Origin of the sequence: Streptomyces incarnatus (genome assembly GCF_001027185.1) — a bacterium.
Lineage (GTDB): Bacteria > Actinomycetota > Actinomycetes > Streptomycetales > Streptomycetaceae > Streptomyces > Streptomyces puniciscabiei.
On record NZ_CP011497.1, the window covers coordinates 5,860,950 to 5,875,264 of the forward strand.

The 14,315-nt window shown below is 71.7% G+C and carries 11 protein-coding genes, 3 tRNA genes and 1 pseudogene; 4 read left to right on the top strand and 11 right to left on the bottom strand.

What is annotated here, in order from left to right; genetic code table 11:
* Positions 1 to 76 precede the first annotated feature (76 nt).
* Together ABB07_RS26390 and ABB07_RS26395 are read right to left on the bottom strand one after the other, a co-directional pair.
* Complete coding sequence (locus tag ABB07_RS26390; RefSeq protein WP_244189534.1) at positions 77 to 1,069, bottom strand: nucleotidyl transferase AbiEii/AbiGii toxin family protein; 993 nt, start codon at positions 1,067 to 1,069, stop codon at positions 77 to 79.
* On the bottom strand, positions 1,066 to 1,692 hold the full coding sequence (locus tag ABB07_RS26395; protein ID WP_208901031.1) for a hypothetical protein: 627 nt from the start codon (positions 1,690 to 1,692) through the stop codon (positions 1,066 to 1,068). The genes ABB07_RS26390 and ABB07_RS26395 overlap by 4 nt, the downstream gene beginning before the upstream one ends.
* Positions 1,693 to 1,803: 111 nt before the next feature.
* On the opposite strand from ABB07_RS26395, the pseudogene ABB07_RS26400 reads away from it, so the two are divergent.
* Positions 1,804 to 3,130 (top strand): annotated as a pseudogene (locus tag ABB07_RS26400) (RNA polymerase sigma factor).
* A 62-nt stretch (positions 3,131 to 3,192) separates the two neighbouring features.
* Here ABB07_RS26400 and ABB07_RS26405 read toward each other — a convergent pair.
* From ABB07_RS26405 to ABB07_RS26420, 4 genes are all read right to left on the bottom strand, one after another.
* On the bottom strand, positions 3,193 to 5,121 hold the full coding sequence (locus tag ABB07_RS26405; RefSeq protein WP_208901033.1) for an ABC transporter ATP-binding protein: 1,929 nt from the start codon (positions 5,119 to 5,121) through the stop codon (positions 3,193 to 3,195).
* Complete coding sequence (locus ABB07_RS26410) at positions 5,121 to 6,854, bottom strand: ABC transporter ATP-binding protein (protein WP_208901034.1); 1,734 nt, start codon at positions 6,852 to 6,854, stop codon at positions 5,121 to 5,123. The genes ABB07_RS26405 and ABB07_RS26410 overlap by 1 nt, the downstream gene beginning before the upstream one ends.
* Before the next feature lie 142 nt (positions 6,855 to 6,996).
* Positions 6,997 to 8,436: an FGGY family carbohydrate kinase gene (locus ABB07_RS26415; RefSeq protein ID WP_208901035.1), complete on the bottom strand. Its 1,440-nt coding sequence runs from the start codon at positions 8,434 to 8,436 to the stop codon at positions 6,997 to 6,999.
* Positions 8,437 to 8,519: 83 nt separating this feature from the next.
* Positions 8,520 to 8,825 (bottom strand): YtxH domain-containing protein, encoded by a 306-nt coding sequence (locus ABB07_RS26420; protein WP_208901036.1) that lies wholly within the window; start codon positions 8,823 to 8,825, stop codon positions 8,520 to 8,522.
* A 158-nt stretch (positions 8,826 to 8,983) separates the two neighbouring features.
* Between ABB07_RS26420 and ABB07_RS26425 the strand changes: the two genes are divergently transcribed.
* The 3 genes from ABB07_RS26425 (at position 8,984) to ABB07_RS26435 (ending at position 9,389) form a co-directional block, all read left to right on the top strand.
* Positions 8,984 to 9,056 (top strand) — tRNA-Asn (locus tag ABB07_RS26425).
* Positions 9,057 to 9,062: 6 nt separating this feature from the next.
* Positions 9,063 to 9,135 (top strand) — tRNA-Asn (locus ABB07_RS26430).
* 177 nt (positions 9,136 to 9,312) lie between these two features.
* Positions 9,313 to 9,389, top strand: a tRNA-Ile gene (locus ABB07_RS26435).
* A 271-nt stretch (positions 9,390 to 9,660) separates the two neighbouring features.
* On the opposite strand, the gene ABB07_RS26440 is transcribed toward ABB07_RS26435, so the two are convergent.
* The 5 genes from ABB07_RS26440 to ABB07_RS26460 are packed head-to-tail and all read right to left on the bottom strand — an operon-like array spanning position 9,661 to position 14,237.
* Positions 9,661 to 10,419, bottom strand: coding sequence for an ABC transporter permease (locus ABB07_RS26440; protein ID WP_208901037.1), 759 nt, complete (start codon positions 10,417 to 10,419; stop codon positions 9,661 to 9,663).
* Complete coding sequence (locus ABB07_RS26445; protein WP_208901038.1) at positions 10,413 to 11,378, bottom strand: ABC transporter ATP-binding protein; 966 nt, start codon at positions 11,376 to 11,378, stop codon at positions 10,413 to 10,415. Before ABB07_RS26445 ends, ABB07_RS26440 begins: the two co-directional genes overlap by 7 nt.
* Positions 11,375 to 12,097, bottom strand: coding sequence for an ABC transporter ATP-binding protein (locus ABB07_RS26450; protein ID WP_208901039.1), 723 nt, complete (start codon positions 12,095 to 12,097; stop codon positions 11,375 to 11,377). The genes ABB07_RS26445 and ABB07_RS26450 overlap by 4 nt, the downstream gene beginning before the upstream one ends.
* Complete coding sequence (locus ABB07_RS26455) at positions 12,094 to 13,788, bottom strand: hypothetical protein (RefSeq protein ID WP_208901040.1); 1,695 nt, start codon at positions 13,786 to 13,788, stop codon at positions 12,094 to 12,096. The genes ABB07_RS26450 and ABB07_RS26455 overlap by 4 nt, the downstream gene beginning before the upstream one ends.
* 17 nt (positions 13,789 to 13,805) lie before the next feature.
* Complete coding sequence (locus tag ABB07_RS26460; protein WP_208901041.1) at positions 13,806 to 14,237, bottom strand: hypothetical protein; 432 nt, start codon at positions 14,235 to 14,237, stop codon at positions 13,806 to 13,808.
* Between the last annotated feature and the right edge of the window lie 78 nt (positions 14,238 to 14,315).

Sequence of the window (14,315 nt, forward strand, 5' to 3'; positions counted from 1 at the left end):
CCCGGGCCTCAACTCGGTGCGGCCCAGTGCCCGCAGTTGCCCATCGCATAGTCCAACGAGCTGAGTAACCGACCGGTCACGCCCCGGAGGCGGCGTCCGTGGGGAAGGACGGTGTCACCGCCCGTAGCAGACGGGCTGCGAACTCCCCCTCGCGGTCGGTGAATTGGGGGTACTCGGTGACGAAGTGGCGCCACTCGACGTAGCCGACGGCTTCCTCGACGTCCTCCAGGAGAACGCTCTCCCGGTACGGGTACGGCCACTCCCCGGACAGCCGGAACACCTCGTGCAGCAGCTCGTGGGAGAGCGGGTGGCGCTCGGCGAGGAGGACGGCGTCGTAGAGGTCCTTGCCCTGGGCGTACGTGTCCGTGAGCAGCCACATCAGCTTCCAGGCCAGCGACAGCCCGGGTGTCGCCGCGAGCAGCACCGCCCCGCCCGGCAGCTCCACGGGCTCCGGAGCCTCCGGCAGGCGCTCGTTGAAGACGAAGTCCAGCTGGACGTGTCCGCCGGGCAGACCCGGTGCCGACCAGGGCAGCACCATGCGGCGGCCGGGCACACGCTCGTAGGTCCAGATGTCCTCCACGACCGCGTCCCGCGCCGAGAAGGCGACCTCGCCCCCGCGGGACCCCGCGGCCTGCGCGATCCCCCGGATCATCCGGTCGGTCCGCTCCTCCTCGATTCCCCAGTCGGCCGGTACGACGACGAAGTCCAGGTCGCCGGGCTCGCGGGCCGCCTCCCCGAACCACAGGGACATCAGCAGGCTGCCGCGCAGCACCAGCGACTCGGCCCACTCCGAGTCCGCGATCGCGGCCAGGACCAGGTGCAGGGCCTGCCGGCGGGCGGTACGCCAGGCCTCGCCGCGTGCCGGGTCGGTGAAGACGGGGTCGGTGGCGCGGTAGGCGTTCTGGTACTGCTTGAGGGCCGGTTCGAAGACGGGCCGCTGGGTCACGTCGTCGCCGGATACCCGCGTCAGCGTGCGCGGCAGGTCGTTGACCCGCCGGGTCGCCTCGTCCAGCGGCTCGTGCGGGATCTCCTTGCTGCGCCACCCGAAGCCGTCCCACGTCCCGCTCACGCCCGCACCTCCTGCACGGCCCGCTCCTCGAGCCACCCGTCGTCCACCGACTCGTCGCTGTCGTACAGCACGAACTCCCGCTCCACACCGAGCACTTCGAGCCCCTCCAGCTCCGCGAGCAGCAGCCGCAGCGCCGCCTCGGCCTCCGCGTCGCGGACGCCCCGGCAGCGCTGCGTCACAAACCGCTCGTGCCGTCCGTCGCCGCGCACCCGGCGCGCGTTCCACGACAGGTGCGCGCCGTGCGGGACGACCCGGGCGGTCAGCCCGGCGAGGTCCGTACCGGCGTCCAGCAGCAGCTTCACGTGGTGCTCGAAATACTGCCCGCCGCCGCACGGCCCGCCCGGCACCTCCGGTGCCCACGGCACCGACTCCGTCTTCACCCGGACCGGCGTGAAACCGGCCGAGCGCAGTGCCGTCACGGTCCCGGCCGCCCGCGCCGACTGCTCGGCGTACGAGGCCGAACCGGCCAGGGTCAGCATCGGCTGGTCCCGCATCCGGCCCCGGGCCAGCACGATGTGCGTCAGCTTCAGTCCGGCCGCGTCCGCCCAGCCGCGCAGCCGCTCCGTCTCGGCGGGGCCGGTGCAGAGGACGGTGACATGGGTTTCGTACAGAAGTCCGGACACCCGGGGATCCTCCCAGATCAGGGCGGAGTACGGCGCCCGGTTTTCCTGCGCCGATCACCGTGCGGTCACGAACCGGACGCAAAAAGTCACCGCAAGCCCCTCGTGGCGAGGATGTGTCGTACTCCACACTGGGTCCGGTGCCCGAGTCCTCGGAGCGCAGGCCGTCGACTCTCCGCTCCCGAAGTACCGCTGCCGCACACCTTCAGCAGCGATCATCCTGGAGGTCGCCCCCGTGCAGACCCAGACCCTCACCCAGACCGACAGCGCCACCAGTGCCACCGGTACCACCGGTACCAGCCGTACCACCGGTACGACCGCGGACGAGCCGGACGCGGAGCTGGACGTCCTCGCGGCCGTGCCCCCGCAGAGCCGCGTCGCCCTCCACCCGGAGGCGGCGCCCGCCGAACCCGCCGAACCACCGGCGGACGCGCTCGTGGACGAGCCCGACGAGGACGGTGAACCGCCGGCGGCCGCCGAGCCCGCCGAGACCGTCGGGACACCGGTCGCGGCCCGGGCCGACACCGGCGGACCCTCGGCCGACCTGTTCCGCCAGTACCTGCGCGAGATCGGCCGCATCCCGCTGCTCACCGCCGCCGAGGAGGTCGAGCTCGCCCGCCGCGTCGAGGCCGGTCTGTTCGCCGAGGAGAAGCTGGGCAACACCCCGGACCTGGACAGCCAGTTGGCGCTCGACCTGGACCGGCTCGTCGTCCTGGGGCGCATGGCCAAGCGACGGCTCATCGAGGCCAACCTGCGGCTCGTCGTCTCCGTCGCCAAGCGGTACGTCGGCCGCGGCCTGACCATGCTCGACCTGGTGCAGGAGGGCAACCTCGGGCTGATCCGTGCGGTGGAGAAGTTCGACTACGCCCGCGGCTACAAGTTCTCGACGTACGCCACCTGGTGGATCCGCCAGGCCATGTCCCGCGCCCTGGCCGACCAGGCCCGCACCATACGCGTCCCGGTGCACGTGGTCGAGCTGATCAACCGCGTCGTCCGGGTGCAGCGCCGCATGCTGCAGGAGCGCGGCTACGAACCGACGCCGGAAGAGGTCGCCGCCCACCTCGACCTGCCGCCCGAGCGGGTCTCCGAGGTGCTGCGGCTCGCCCAGGAACCGGTCTCCCTGCACGCCCCGGTCGGCGAGGAGGACGACGTGGCCCTCGGTGACCTGATCGAGGACGGGGACGCGGCATCTCCGGTCGAGTCGGCGGCGTTCCTTCTGCTCCGGGAGCACCTGGAGGCCGTGCTGTCCACGCTGGGCGAGCGGGAGCGGAAGGTCGTACAGCTCCGGTACGGGCTCATCGACGGCCGGCCCCGCACGCTGGAGGAGATAGGCCGGCTGTTCGGGGTGACCCGGGAGCGGATACGGCAGATCGAGTCCAAGACCCTGAACAAGCTCCGGGACCACGCCTTCGCGGACCAGCTGAGGGGCTACCTGGACTGAGCTGTCCGCACGGACAGGGAGGCGCCCGCCGGCGCCCCCCTGTGCCCTGGTCCCCCTGTGCCCTAGTCCACCTCGGCCACAGCCTGCGCGAACTGGGCCTTGTACAGCCGGGCGTAGGCGCCGTCCGCGGCCAACAGCTCCGCGTGCGCGCCCTGTTCCACGATCGAGCCGTTCTCCATGACCAGGATCGTGTCCGCGTCCCGGATCGTCGAGAGCCGGTGGGCGATCACGAACGACGTCCGACCCGCCGCCAGCTTCGCCATCGCCTTCTGGATCAGCACCTCGGTGCGGGTGTCGACCGAACTCGTCGCCTCGTCCAGGACCAGGATCACCGGGTCGGACAGGAACGCCCGCGCGATGGTGATGAGCTGCTTCTCACCCGCGCTGACGCCCGTGCCCTCGTCGTCGATCACGGTGTCGTACCCGTCGGGCAGGGTGCGGATGAACCGGTCGGCGTGTGCCGCCCGTGCCGCCTCCTCGATCTCCCCGCGGGTGACCTCCCTGGCCGCCCCGTACGCGATGTTCTCCGCGATGGTGCCGCCGAACAGCCAGGTGTCCTGCAGCACCATGCCGATGCCGGACCGGAGTTCGCCGCGGGACATCTTCCGGATGTCGACCCCGTCGAGGGTGATCCGGCCGCCCGACACCTCGTAGAACCGCATCAGCAGGTTGACCAGCGTGGTCTTGCCCGCCCCCGTCGGACCGACGATCGCCACCGTGTGACCGGGCTCCACCGTGAGCGAGAGGTCCTCGATCAGCGGCTTCTCCGGGTCGTACCGGAAGGACACGTGCTCCAGCCGGACCCGGCCGCGCAGTTCCTCCGGCCGCTCGCCCGGCACCGGATCCGCCTCCTGCTCCTCCGCGTCCAGGAGTTCGAAGATCCGCTCGGCCGAGGCGACACCGGACTGCACCAGGTTCGCCATCGACGCGACCTGCGTCAGCGGCATCGAGAACTGCCGCGAGTACTGGATGAAGGCCTGGACATCGCCGATGGAGAGCGCGCCGGACGCGACCCGCAGTCCGCCGACCACCGCCACCAGCACGTAGTTCAGGTTGGACACGAACATCATCAGCGGCTGCATGACACCGCTGTTGAACTGCGCCCTGAACGCGGCCTCGTACAGCGCCTCGTTCTGCTCGGCGAACCGCTTCGCCGACTCCTCCTGCCGGCCGAACACCTTCACCAGGGTGTGCCCGGTGTACATCTCCTCGACGTGGGCGTTCAGCTTGCCGGTGGAGCGCCACTGCTGCACGAAGTGCGGCTGCGAGCGCTTGCCGACCCGGGTGGCCACGACGAACGACAGCGGCACGGTCACCAGCGCGACCAGCGCCAGGATCCAGGAGACGTAGAACATCATCGCCAGGACGCCGATGATGGTCAGCAGCGAGTTGATCAGCTGGCCCATGGACTGCTGGAGCGTCTGCCCGATGTTGTCGATGTCGTTGGTCGCACGGGAGAGCACCTCGCCGCGCTGGCGCTTGTCGAAGTACGACAGCGGCAGCCGCGACAGCTTCGCCTGCACGGACTCGCGCATCCGGTACATCGTGCGGTTCACGGCCCGGTTGACCAGCCGGGTGGCCACCGCCATCAGCAGGCCGGCGACCAGGAACGTACAGAGCGCGAGCAGCAGGACGTCCCCGACGGCGCCGAAGTCGATGCCCTTGCCGGGCGTGAAGTCGGTGCTCTTCAGCATGTCCGCGATGGAGCCGTGGCCATGGGCCCGCATCTGGTCGAGGACCTGCTGCTTGGTGGCCCCGGCGGGCATCCGGCGGCCGATGATGCCGGCGAAGACCAGGTCGGTGGCCTTGCCGAGGATCTTCGGGCCGATGACGTTGAGGGTCACGCTGACGACCACGCAGAGCAGCAGGCCGTAGATCGTGATCCGTTCGGGTCGGAACTGGGCGACGAGCCGTTTGCCCGACCCCTTGAAGTCCATCGAGCGCTGGTCGGGGCCGCCCCCGGCCATCATGCGTCCCATGGGCCCGGCCATCAGGCTGCCTCCGCTTCCGTCAGCTGGGAGAGCACGATCTCCCGGTAGGTCTCGTTGGCCGCCATCAGCTCCCGGTGCCGGCCGGAGCCGACGACCCGGCCCTCGTCCAGCACGATGATCCGGTCCGCGTCCCGGATGGTCGCCACCCGCTGGGCGACGATGACGACGGTCGCCTCGGCGGTCTCCCGGGCGAGCGCGCCGCGCAGGGCGGCGTCGGTGGCGTAGTCGAGCGCGGAGAAGGAGTCGTCGAAGAGGTAGATCTCCGGGCGCTGGACCAGGGTGCGGGCGATCGCGAGGCGCTGGCGCTGACCGCCGGAGACGTTCGTGCCGCCCTGCGCGATCGGCGCGTCCAGGCCGCGCTCCAGCTTGCTCACGAACTCCTTGGCCTGCGCCACCTCCAGCGCGTGCCACAGCTCCTCGTCGGTGGCGTCCGGATTGCCGTAGCGCAGGTTGGTGGCGACCGTGCCCGCGAACAGGTACGGCTTCTGCGGCACCAGGCCGACCGTCCTGGCCAGCAGCTTCGGGTCGACCTCCTGGACGTCCACGCCGTCGACGAGGACCTCGCCCTCGGTGGCGTCGAACAGCCGCGGGACCAGCCCGAGCAGCGTCGACTTGCCGCTGCCGGTGGAGCCGATCACGGCCGTCACCTCGCCGGGCCGGGCCACCAGGTCGATGGACTTCAGCACCGGCTCCTCGGCACCCGGATAGCGGAAGCCCGCGCCCCGGATCTCCAGATGGCCGTGCCGGCGCAGCTCGGTGACCGGCGCGACGGGCGGCACCACGCTGGAGTCGGTCCCGAGGACCTCCTCGACGCGCTCGGCGCACACCTCCGCGCGTGGCACCATCATGAACATGAAGGTGGCCATCATCACGGACATGACGATCTGCATCAGATAGGCGAGGAAGGCGGTCAGGTCGCCGATCTGCATCCCGCCGCTGTCGATGCGGTGCGCGCCGAACCACACCACCGCGATGGACGACAGGTTCACCACCGTCATCACGATCGGGAACATCAGTGCCAGCATCCGGCCGGTGGCGAGCTGCATCTCGGTCAGGTCGGCGTTCGACTTCCCGAAGCGGCCCTGCTCGTACTCGTCCCGGACGAAGGCGCGGATCACCCGGTTGCCGGTGATCTGCTCGCGCAGCACCCGGTTGACCGTGTCCAGCCGGGTCTGCATGGCCCGGAACAGCGGCCGCAGCCGGCGCACGATCAGCGTCACGGAGATGCCGAGCACCGGCACGACCGCGACGAGCACACCGGACAGCGGGACATCCAGCCCGAGGGCCAGCACGATGCCGCCGGCGCACATGATGGGCGCCGACACCATCAGGGTGAACGTCATCAGGGCCAGCATCTGGACCTGCTGTACGTCGTTCGTCGTACGCGTGATGAGCGAGGGTGCTCCGAAGTGAGCCACCTCACGCGCGGAGAAGGACTGCACCCGGTCGAAGACGGCACCGCGCAGGTCCCGGCCGAGCGCGGAGGCGGTCCGCGCGCCGAAGTACACCGCGCCGATGTTGCAGACGACCTGCGCGAGCGAGATGCCGATCATCAGCGCGCCGAAGGACAGGATGTAGTCCGTGTCACCCTTCACGACACCGTTGTCGATGATGTGCGCGTTCAGCGTGGGCAGGTAGAGGGTGGCGCAGGTCTGCAGGAACTGCAGCAGCACCAGCAGAGCTATGGATTTCTTGTAGGGCCTGAGATAGGTCCGCAGCAGTCGTATGAGCACGCTTGGTCTCTCGGAGTCGGCGGGTGGGGGCCGGTCGGTTGCCCCTGGCCCCTATCGTCGGACACTCCACCCGCGTTACCTCAACCGATTAACCCGACAGCGGACCAAGGACCGACGGTGTCTCGTCCGCCGGCCCTACGTCTCACCCGCGGAACGCCCCCGGGTGGGTTTGTTCCCGCACCGCCGTGAACTGCTGCCGCACCGCCTGCCCCACGGCCAGCTCGTCGCCCGGCTCCAGCACCTGCGCCGCCGCGCCCTGCCAGGCCGGCGGGGTACGCGGATCGAGGGTGCCCTGCGACACGCCGAGCGCCCAGGCCGCCTGCCGGGCCGCGCCGATCGCCGCGTAGTCCGCGGGCTGCGGCACGACGACCTGGGCGCCGAACAGCGAGGGCGCCGAGGCCTGTACGGCGGGCAGCTCGGCGGCCGGCCCGAGCAGGAAGATCCGCCGCACGTCCACGCCCCGCCCGCGCAGCACGTCCAGCGCGTCGCCGAGCCCGCACAGCATGCCCTCGAACGCGGCCCGCGCCAGATGCTCGGGCTTCATCGACTCGCGCCTGAGCCCGGCGAGCGTCCCGGCGGTGTGCGGCAGGTTCGGCGTCCGCTCACCCTCCAGATAGGGGAGCAGCACGAGCCCGTGGGAGCCCGGCGTGGACTTCATCGCCAGCTCGGACAGGCTCTCCAGGTCCGGCAGCCCGAGGAGTTCGGCGGTCCCGCGCAGGGTCCGTACGGCGTTCAGGGTGGTGACGACCGGCAGGTGCATGCCGGTGGCGTCGGCGAGCGAGGTGATCATCCCGGACTGGTCGGCGAGCGCCTCGGGGTGCACGGCCATCACGGACCCGGAGGCGCCGAGGGACACCACCGCGTCCCCCAGCCCGATCCCGAGCCCGAACGCGGCGGCCATGGTCTCCCCGGTCCCCGCGGAGATCAGCAGCCCCTCCGGGGTCGTACCGGCCGCGTCCGACGGGCCGATCACCTCCGGCAGCATCGCCTGGTGCCCGAGCGCCAGCTCCACGAGATCCGGCCGGTAGGCGCCGGTGGCGGCCGACCAGTACCCGGTGCCGGACGCCCCGCCGCGGTCGGTGGTCCGGCGCACGGGCCGCCCGAGCAGCTGCCAGACCAGCCAGTCGTGCGCCTGGAGCAGTACGGCCGTCCGCCGGGCGTTCTCGGTCTCGTTCTTGGCGAGCCAGCGCAGCTTGGTGACCGGCTGGGCGGCCTGCGGCACGCAGCCGACGGCCTGCGCCCAGGCCTCCCGGCCGCCGAGCGCGTCGATGAGATCCGCCGCCGCGACCTGCGCCCGCTTGTCGGCGCCGACCAGCGCCGGGCGCACGGTGTTGCCCTGGGCGTCCAGCGGGACCAGTGCGTTCTGCTGCGCCGACACGCCGATCGCCTGCACGCCCTCGAGGAGGCCGCCGCCGGCCGCCTCGCCGAGGGAGAGCAGCCAGGCCTGCGGATCCACGTCGCTGGGCCGGCCCTCCACCGGGTGCGGGGCATACCCCTGCCGTAGTACGGCACCGGTGTCGGTGTCGCAGACCACGATGCGCGTGAAATCCGGTGAGCTGTCCAAGCCGGCGACTATCCCCATGCATGGAATTTTGCAGCATCGGCGGCCATGCGGTGTCGACTGCGCGCGCGGGACCTGTTCCCCGGGTGCCGCTGGTGCCCCGGTTAGGTGTTGCTGGTGCCCCAGTCGTCCTCCGGCGTGCCGTCCAGGTTCCGCTCGCGCAGGGACCTCACTCGCTGGGCCACGGTCGCGGGGACCCGGTCGCCGACCTTGTGGCTGACCGTGTGGAAGGCCTTGCCGGCGTACTGGCGGCCCTGCTGGGCGGCGGTCTCGGCCGTGTTGCGCACGGCGGGGTTCTGCGCGATCCGCTGAGCGGACTTCTTCAGCTGCTCGTAGCGCTCGCGTCCGGCCCTCGTGCCGAGTACGTAACCGAGGGCCAGTCCGGCGACGAACGTGAGCCGGTAGCGCATGGCTGCCACCCTTCCCTTGCCTGGTCTGCTGGTGCGACGTGGGCGCCGGGGGAACCGATTGGCGGAGCACCCCCCTGCTTGCGCTAATGTATGTGTCGCAGCGAGCGCCCGCCCCCTGGCGAATACCCGGGTAGGTACGTTCGATGCAATCGAGGCGATCCTCCGTAGCTCAATTGGCAGAGCAGCCGGCTGTTAACCGGCAGGTTACTGGTTCGAGTCCAGTCGGGGGAGCTTCGGTCCTCCGTAGCTCAATTGGCAGAGCAGCCGGCTGTTAACCGGCAGGTTACTGGTTCGAGTCCAGTCGGGGGAGCGCGATGAACGAGGGCCCCTTGGGGGTCCTTTTTCATGCCCGCGGGAACCGCCGCGCCAGCGCCGATGTCCTCAAGGTCATGAGCAGCGCGGAAGCCGACCATCCGAGAGCAGGAGATCGTATGAGCGGCTATGCTGCGGCAGACGGCGCGCACACTTGTACGCGACACGCCGCTATGGGGCGGTAGCTCAGCCGGTTAGAGCAGCGGACTCATAATCCGTCGGCCGTGGGTTCGAGTCCCACCCGCCCCACCAGGCGCAGGTCAGTGCAGAAACGATCTGACCTGCGAAGTCGAAAGAGCGCTGGTCGCCACGCCGAGGCGGCGACCCTCGTTCACCCGCCCAGTTCAAGATCCAGGGACCCCACAGGGGCCGGAGGGCGGCGCCGCCGTACAGCCGGTGGGCCACCTCCACGATCACATCCGGCGCAGCGGTGGGGCGCCCGGACCACGACGGCGGTTTCCGTGGCGAAGTCGACCTCGATCAGGCCCCGTTCGGTGAGTGGCGGGCCACCACGTGCCGGGCTTCACGTGAGCCTGGTCGTCCGGGTGAGGTGCCAGATGCTCGCGGTGAGGAGCAGGGCGCCCCACGCGGTGGCGGACAGGGCTGCTGGTGCCCAGTGCGGGTCGGATGCGAGCCGGGTGAGGCAGGAGCCGGGCAGCCGGCCGGAGACGGTCCAGCCCTGCGACGCGGCGACGGCGGTGAGGACGGACTCGCCCACCAGGATCCAGGTGAAGATGACGCTGAGGGCTGCCCCGGCGCTGCGCATCAGCAGGCCTGCTGCGGCGCCGTACACCGTGGCGACGGTCAGGGCCGCCAGCACGCGCACGGAGACGGAGAGGCAGTCGAGCCAGGCCGCGCCGGTGGCCCAGGCGGAGGTGTCCAGGCGGCGCAGGCCGGCGGTGATCCACGTGGTCGTACCGGTGGTCAGAGAGGTGGTCAGGGCCACCAGGAGGGCGAGCAGGGCGAGTCCGGCCACCTTGCCCAGCAGCAGTGCGGGCCGGCTGGGCAGCCGGACGAGCAGGGTGCGCCAGGTGCCGTGGCGGTATTCGTTGGTCACGGAGGTCGCCGCGACTGCCATGAGGATCAGGCAGAGGAGGGACGCGGCCGTCTGCAGGGGTCTCAGCGGCCCGCCGCTCGTCGTTCCGGAGCGGGTGAGGACGACCGTGGTCGCCGCCGCCACGGCGGCCAGTGCGCAGGTGCCGGTGAGCAGAGGGACCAGCAGGCGGGGGCGGAGGGTTTTCACGCGTTCGCTGCGGTAGGCGCGGATGACGGCGTTCAGCACTGCGGTTCCTGACCGAGGACAGAGAAGAAGGCTTCTTCGAGCGTGGGGTGCCGCACCGCGAGATGGGCCAGGGTGATGCCCTGGGCGGCTGCGACGCGGTTGAGGGCGCCTGCCTGGTCCGGCGGCGCGTCGACCAGCAGGCGGTCCGCCTCTCGGCGTACGCGGTAGCCGGCCGCTTCGAAGGCCTCGGTCAGCGGCGCCAGTTGGTCCGTGCGTTCCGGTGCCGTCTCGGCAACCGGCTGCCGGCAGGCGGCGAGTGCGTCCCGGTCCCCCTGGAAGCGGGTGGCGCCCTGGTGCAGGAAGACGAAGTGGTCGCACAGCGCGTCGAGTTCGTTGAGCTGATGGCTCGATATGAGCACCGTGATCCCGTCGGACGTCAGGCCGCGCAGCAGCGTGCGCAGCTGTGCGGTGCCGACCGGATCGAGGCCGTTGGTGGGTTCGTCCAGGATGAGCAGGCGCGGCTCGGTGAGCAGGGCCGCGGCGATGCCCAGCCGCTGCCGCATGCCCAGCGAGTACGCGGCCACGCGCCGGTCGGCCTGCTCTTCCATGCCGGTCAGGCGGAGGGCGCGGCGGATGCTGTCGTCGCCGCAACCGGCGAGTTCGGCGAGGACTTTCAGGTTCGTACGGCCGGTGAGCCGGGGGTAGAGAGCGGGCTGCTCGATGAGCGCGCCGACCGCCGGCAGGTACCGGGCAGGGCGGGTCAGCGGAGCGCCCAGGACGGTGCCCGAGCCCGCGTCGGGCCGGTCCAGCCCGAGCAGGATGCGCATGGTGGTCGTCTTGCCTGATCCGTTGGGGCCGACGAGGGCGGTGAGCGACCCGGCGGGCACGGTGAGGTCGAGGTGGCGCAGGGCGGCGCGGCCCTCGTACGCGCGTCGCAGGCCCGTGACGTGTACGGCGGGATCGGCCGGCGGTGCCGCGGAGGCGTCCGCGGGGCGAGGGCGAGGGATGGCGGAGGTCATCGGAGGGCCTCCGCTCCGTGTGCCTCGGGGCGGGTGAGCATGCCGGTGGGGTCCAGGCGCCGCAGGGCCGCGGTGACGGTCTCGTCCGCCACGCGTATGTCGTGCACGACGCGTCCCCGCTGGAGGACGAGGAGGCGGTCGGCGAGGTCGTCCGCCCAGGCCAGATCGTGGGTGCACAGGACGACCGTCCTGCCCTGGGCGCGCCAGTCGCGCACCGTCGTACGCAGCGCGCCGACCGCTGCGGCGTCGAGAGCGTTGGCGGGTTCGTCCAGGAGGACCAGGGCCGGGTCGTGGAGGGTGGCCGCGACGATCCCGAGCTGCTTGCGCATGCCCAGGGAGAGTTCCCGGACCAGTGCGTCGTGGCGGTCGGCGAGCACGGTGTGCTCCAGCCGCTCCAGAGCGGATCGCAGGGGGACGCCGTACAGCCGGCAGACGAAGGACAGCTGTTCCCGGACGGTGAGGAAGTCGTACAGGGGAGGTTCGGCCTGGACGAATCCCCGGACGGTCCGCGCGGACGGATCGGTCGCGGCGTGACCGGCGACGCGTACCTGGCCGGTGCTGGGTTCGGCCAGTCCGGCCAGCAGCCTCAGCAGCGTCGTCTTGCCGGACCCGTTGTGGCCGACCAGGCAGACGAACTCGCCGTGCGCCGTGGTGAAGGACGCCTCGCTGAGGGCTGTGTGGTTGTCGAAGCGTACGGTGACGGATGCGACCTCGATCACGGTGTTGCCTTCCTGAAGTGCGGGTCACGGCGGGCCAGCACGCCCAGTCCCGTGCTGAGCACGAGCAGGGCGGCGAGGTGTGCTCCGGTGTCGATGGCGAGCGCGGTGCCACCGTGGGCTCCGGTCGCGTTGCGCAGCAGGGGGCCCAGGGCGGTGGGGGACGCCAGCAGCGCGGCGAGTACGCCCTCGACCGTCTCGGCGACACCGGAACGGCCTGCTCGCTCGTCGTCGAACCGCTCGGGGGGAGGCACGAGGAACGCCGTCGCCACCACCGCGCAGCTTCCGGCCAGCAGCGCGACCGGCAGTGCCAGGAACGTGCTGGGAACCAGGGGGCCACCGGCGGCGAGCAGCAGCCCGAGATAGGCGGGCACCACCGGCAGTGCCGCCACGGCGGCGCACGCAGCGATCTTGCCGACGAGGATGCGGCCGAAGGGGACGGGCGCCTGGCGCAACACCTCGATGGACCGGTGCTCGGCCTCGACACCCGCGACCTGGGCGACGACGCCGGACACGGCGAGGTACAGCGTCACCGCCGCCGCGGTGCCCCAGGTATGGGCGGGAAGCTCCCACGGGAGACGGGCGCCGTACCGCATGCGTACGCCGCAGCCGAGGGCGGCGAGGCCCAGCCCGAGCACACACACGCGGCGCAGCGGGCCGGTCACCGCCGCGGGGCGGCGCCGGGCGGACAGCAGGTCCTTGACGACGACCGCGGTGACGAGTCCCCGTGTGTGCAGCGTGCGGGAGACAAGGCGTACGTCGGCAGCCGGGGCCGCTGGGCCGCGCGGGTGCAGCGCGCTGTGCCGCGCGGCGCGGTGCAGCAGGATCCGGGCCAGGACGCCCAGGACGGTGGTCGAGGCCGCCCAGAACAGCAGCATCCAGCCCAGATGTCCGGGGTGGAACAGCGTGTCCCACAGGGCGGGGCGGATGTCGGAGACGGTGTGCCGCACCGCGGCGGACATCGCCTTGGGCGCCACAGAGGAGGACGGAAGAACACCCGCCAGGAGAGGGGAGAGAAGGTAGCCGGCGGCGAAACCCGCCGTCACCACACCTGCGGCCCTACGGCCGAGGGAACCCGCCCCGCGGGAGGTGGCCGGCGCAGCCGTGGCGCAGACGCGCACCAGGACACCCGTGGCAGCGGTGCCCGCTGCCGTCAGCAGGACGGACGGCAGCAGGCGGACGCCGGTCGCGGACGCCGACAGCCACGGTACGGCGACCAGGGCCGCCGCCGTGAACACCCCGCAGGCGCCCGCGACGTGCGGCGCCCACAAGCGGGCGAGGAAGATCGCCCCGGGCGGGACACGCCAGGCCAGCAACGCGCCCCGGTCGGCGGGTTCCAGCAGCTGCCGGGTTTCGGAGGGCCGCGCCGCCAGGAGGTTGGCGGCCAGAACCACCAGCGCCGCGATCCAGCAGACGCCCGCCACCACAGACGCAGCCGATCCGTCCGGCGGGAACGCCCGGCCCAGGGCCGCACTGATGCTCCACATCAGCGTGCCGACGATCAGCAGCCCACCTGCCCCGACGACCAGCACGAACGTGCGCAGCGGGGCCGACAGCCCGCGGTAGCCCGGAAGACGGTTGCGCCGGCGCCGCAGGTCGGCCTCCAGCACGGCGAGGCCGGCCCGCCAGGCATACCTCCGACCGGACATCGCCGCCCGGCCGCCCGGTGTCCCGGCCTGAGTCTGAAGCCGCATCACTCGGTCCCGCTCGATCAGGCGGACCGTCGGCACAGCAGTGCGACGGCACTCGCCGCTGCCACGCACACGACGAAAGCCACGGCCACGACGTCCAGCCCCTGCGCGGCCGGGAGCCGCCAGCCGGCCACTGCCAGGGGGACACACAGCAGAGCGGAAAGCCCGAACAGCAGCCAGGTGCCGAACGACGCCAGCGCCACCAGGACCGCGAGCACGACCAGCAGCGCCGCAGCCGCGAACCAGCCCCAGTTCAACAGGTCCTGCGTGCGCAGGACTCCGGCCCGGGCGTCGCCGGAGATCTGCGGAGCCTGCTCGACAGCGGCCTTGGTGGCGTCCCGGGTGACGCGGTACCAGACTCCGCGCACGACGGCCAGCACGGCGGCTGCCGCAGCCAGACCGCCGGCAATCGTCATCGCGGGGCGGGGTTTGTGCTGGGACGAGGCCGACATGGACTTCCTTTCGTGGGGGGAGAGAGAGGACCGGAACAGCTGCGGGGATGCCACCATCACCTCGTGGGGGGGGCAGCT

Bases quoted from the DNA above. Each gene is read 5' to 3' on its own strand.
- ABB07_RS26405 (WP_208901033.1), bottom strand. From the start codon at position 5,121: ATGGCCGGGCCCATGGGACGCATGATGGCCGGGGGCGGCCCCGACCAG.
- ABB07_RS26415 (WP_208901035.1), bottom strand. From the start codon at position 8,436: ATGGGGATAGTCGCCGGCTTGGACAGCTCACCGGATTTCACGCGCATC.
- ABB07_RS26420 (WP_208901036.1), bottom strand. From the start codon at position 8,825: ATGCGCTACCGGCTCACGTTCGTCGCCGGACTGGCCCTCGGTTACGTA.
- ABB07_RS26445 (WP_208901038.1), bottom strand. From the start codon at position 11,378: ATGACCTCCGCCATCCCTCGCCCTCGCCCCGCGGACGCCTCCGCGGCA.
- ABB07_RS26455 (WP_208901040.1), bottom strand. From the start codon at position 13,788: ATGCGGCTTCAGACTCAGGCCGGGACACCGGGCGGCCGGGCGGCGATG.
- ABB07_RS26460 (WP_208901041.1), bottom strand. From the start codon at position 14,237: ATGTCGGCCTCGTCCCAGCACAAACCCCGCCCCGCGATGACGATTGCC.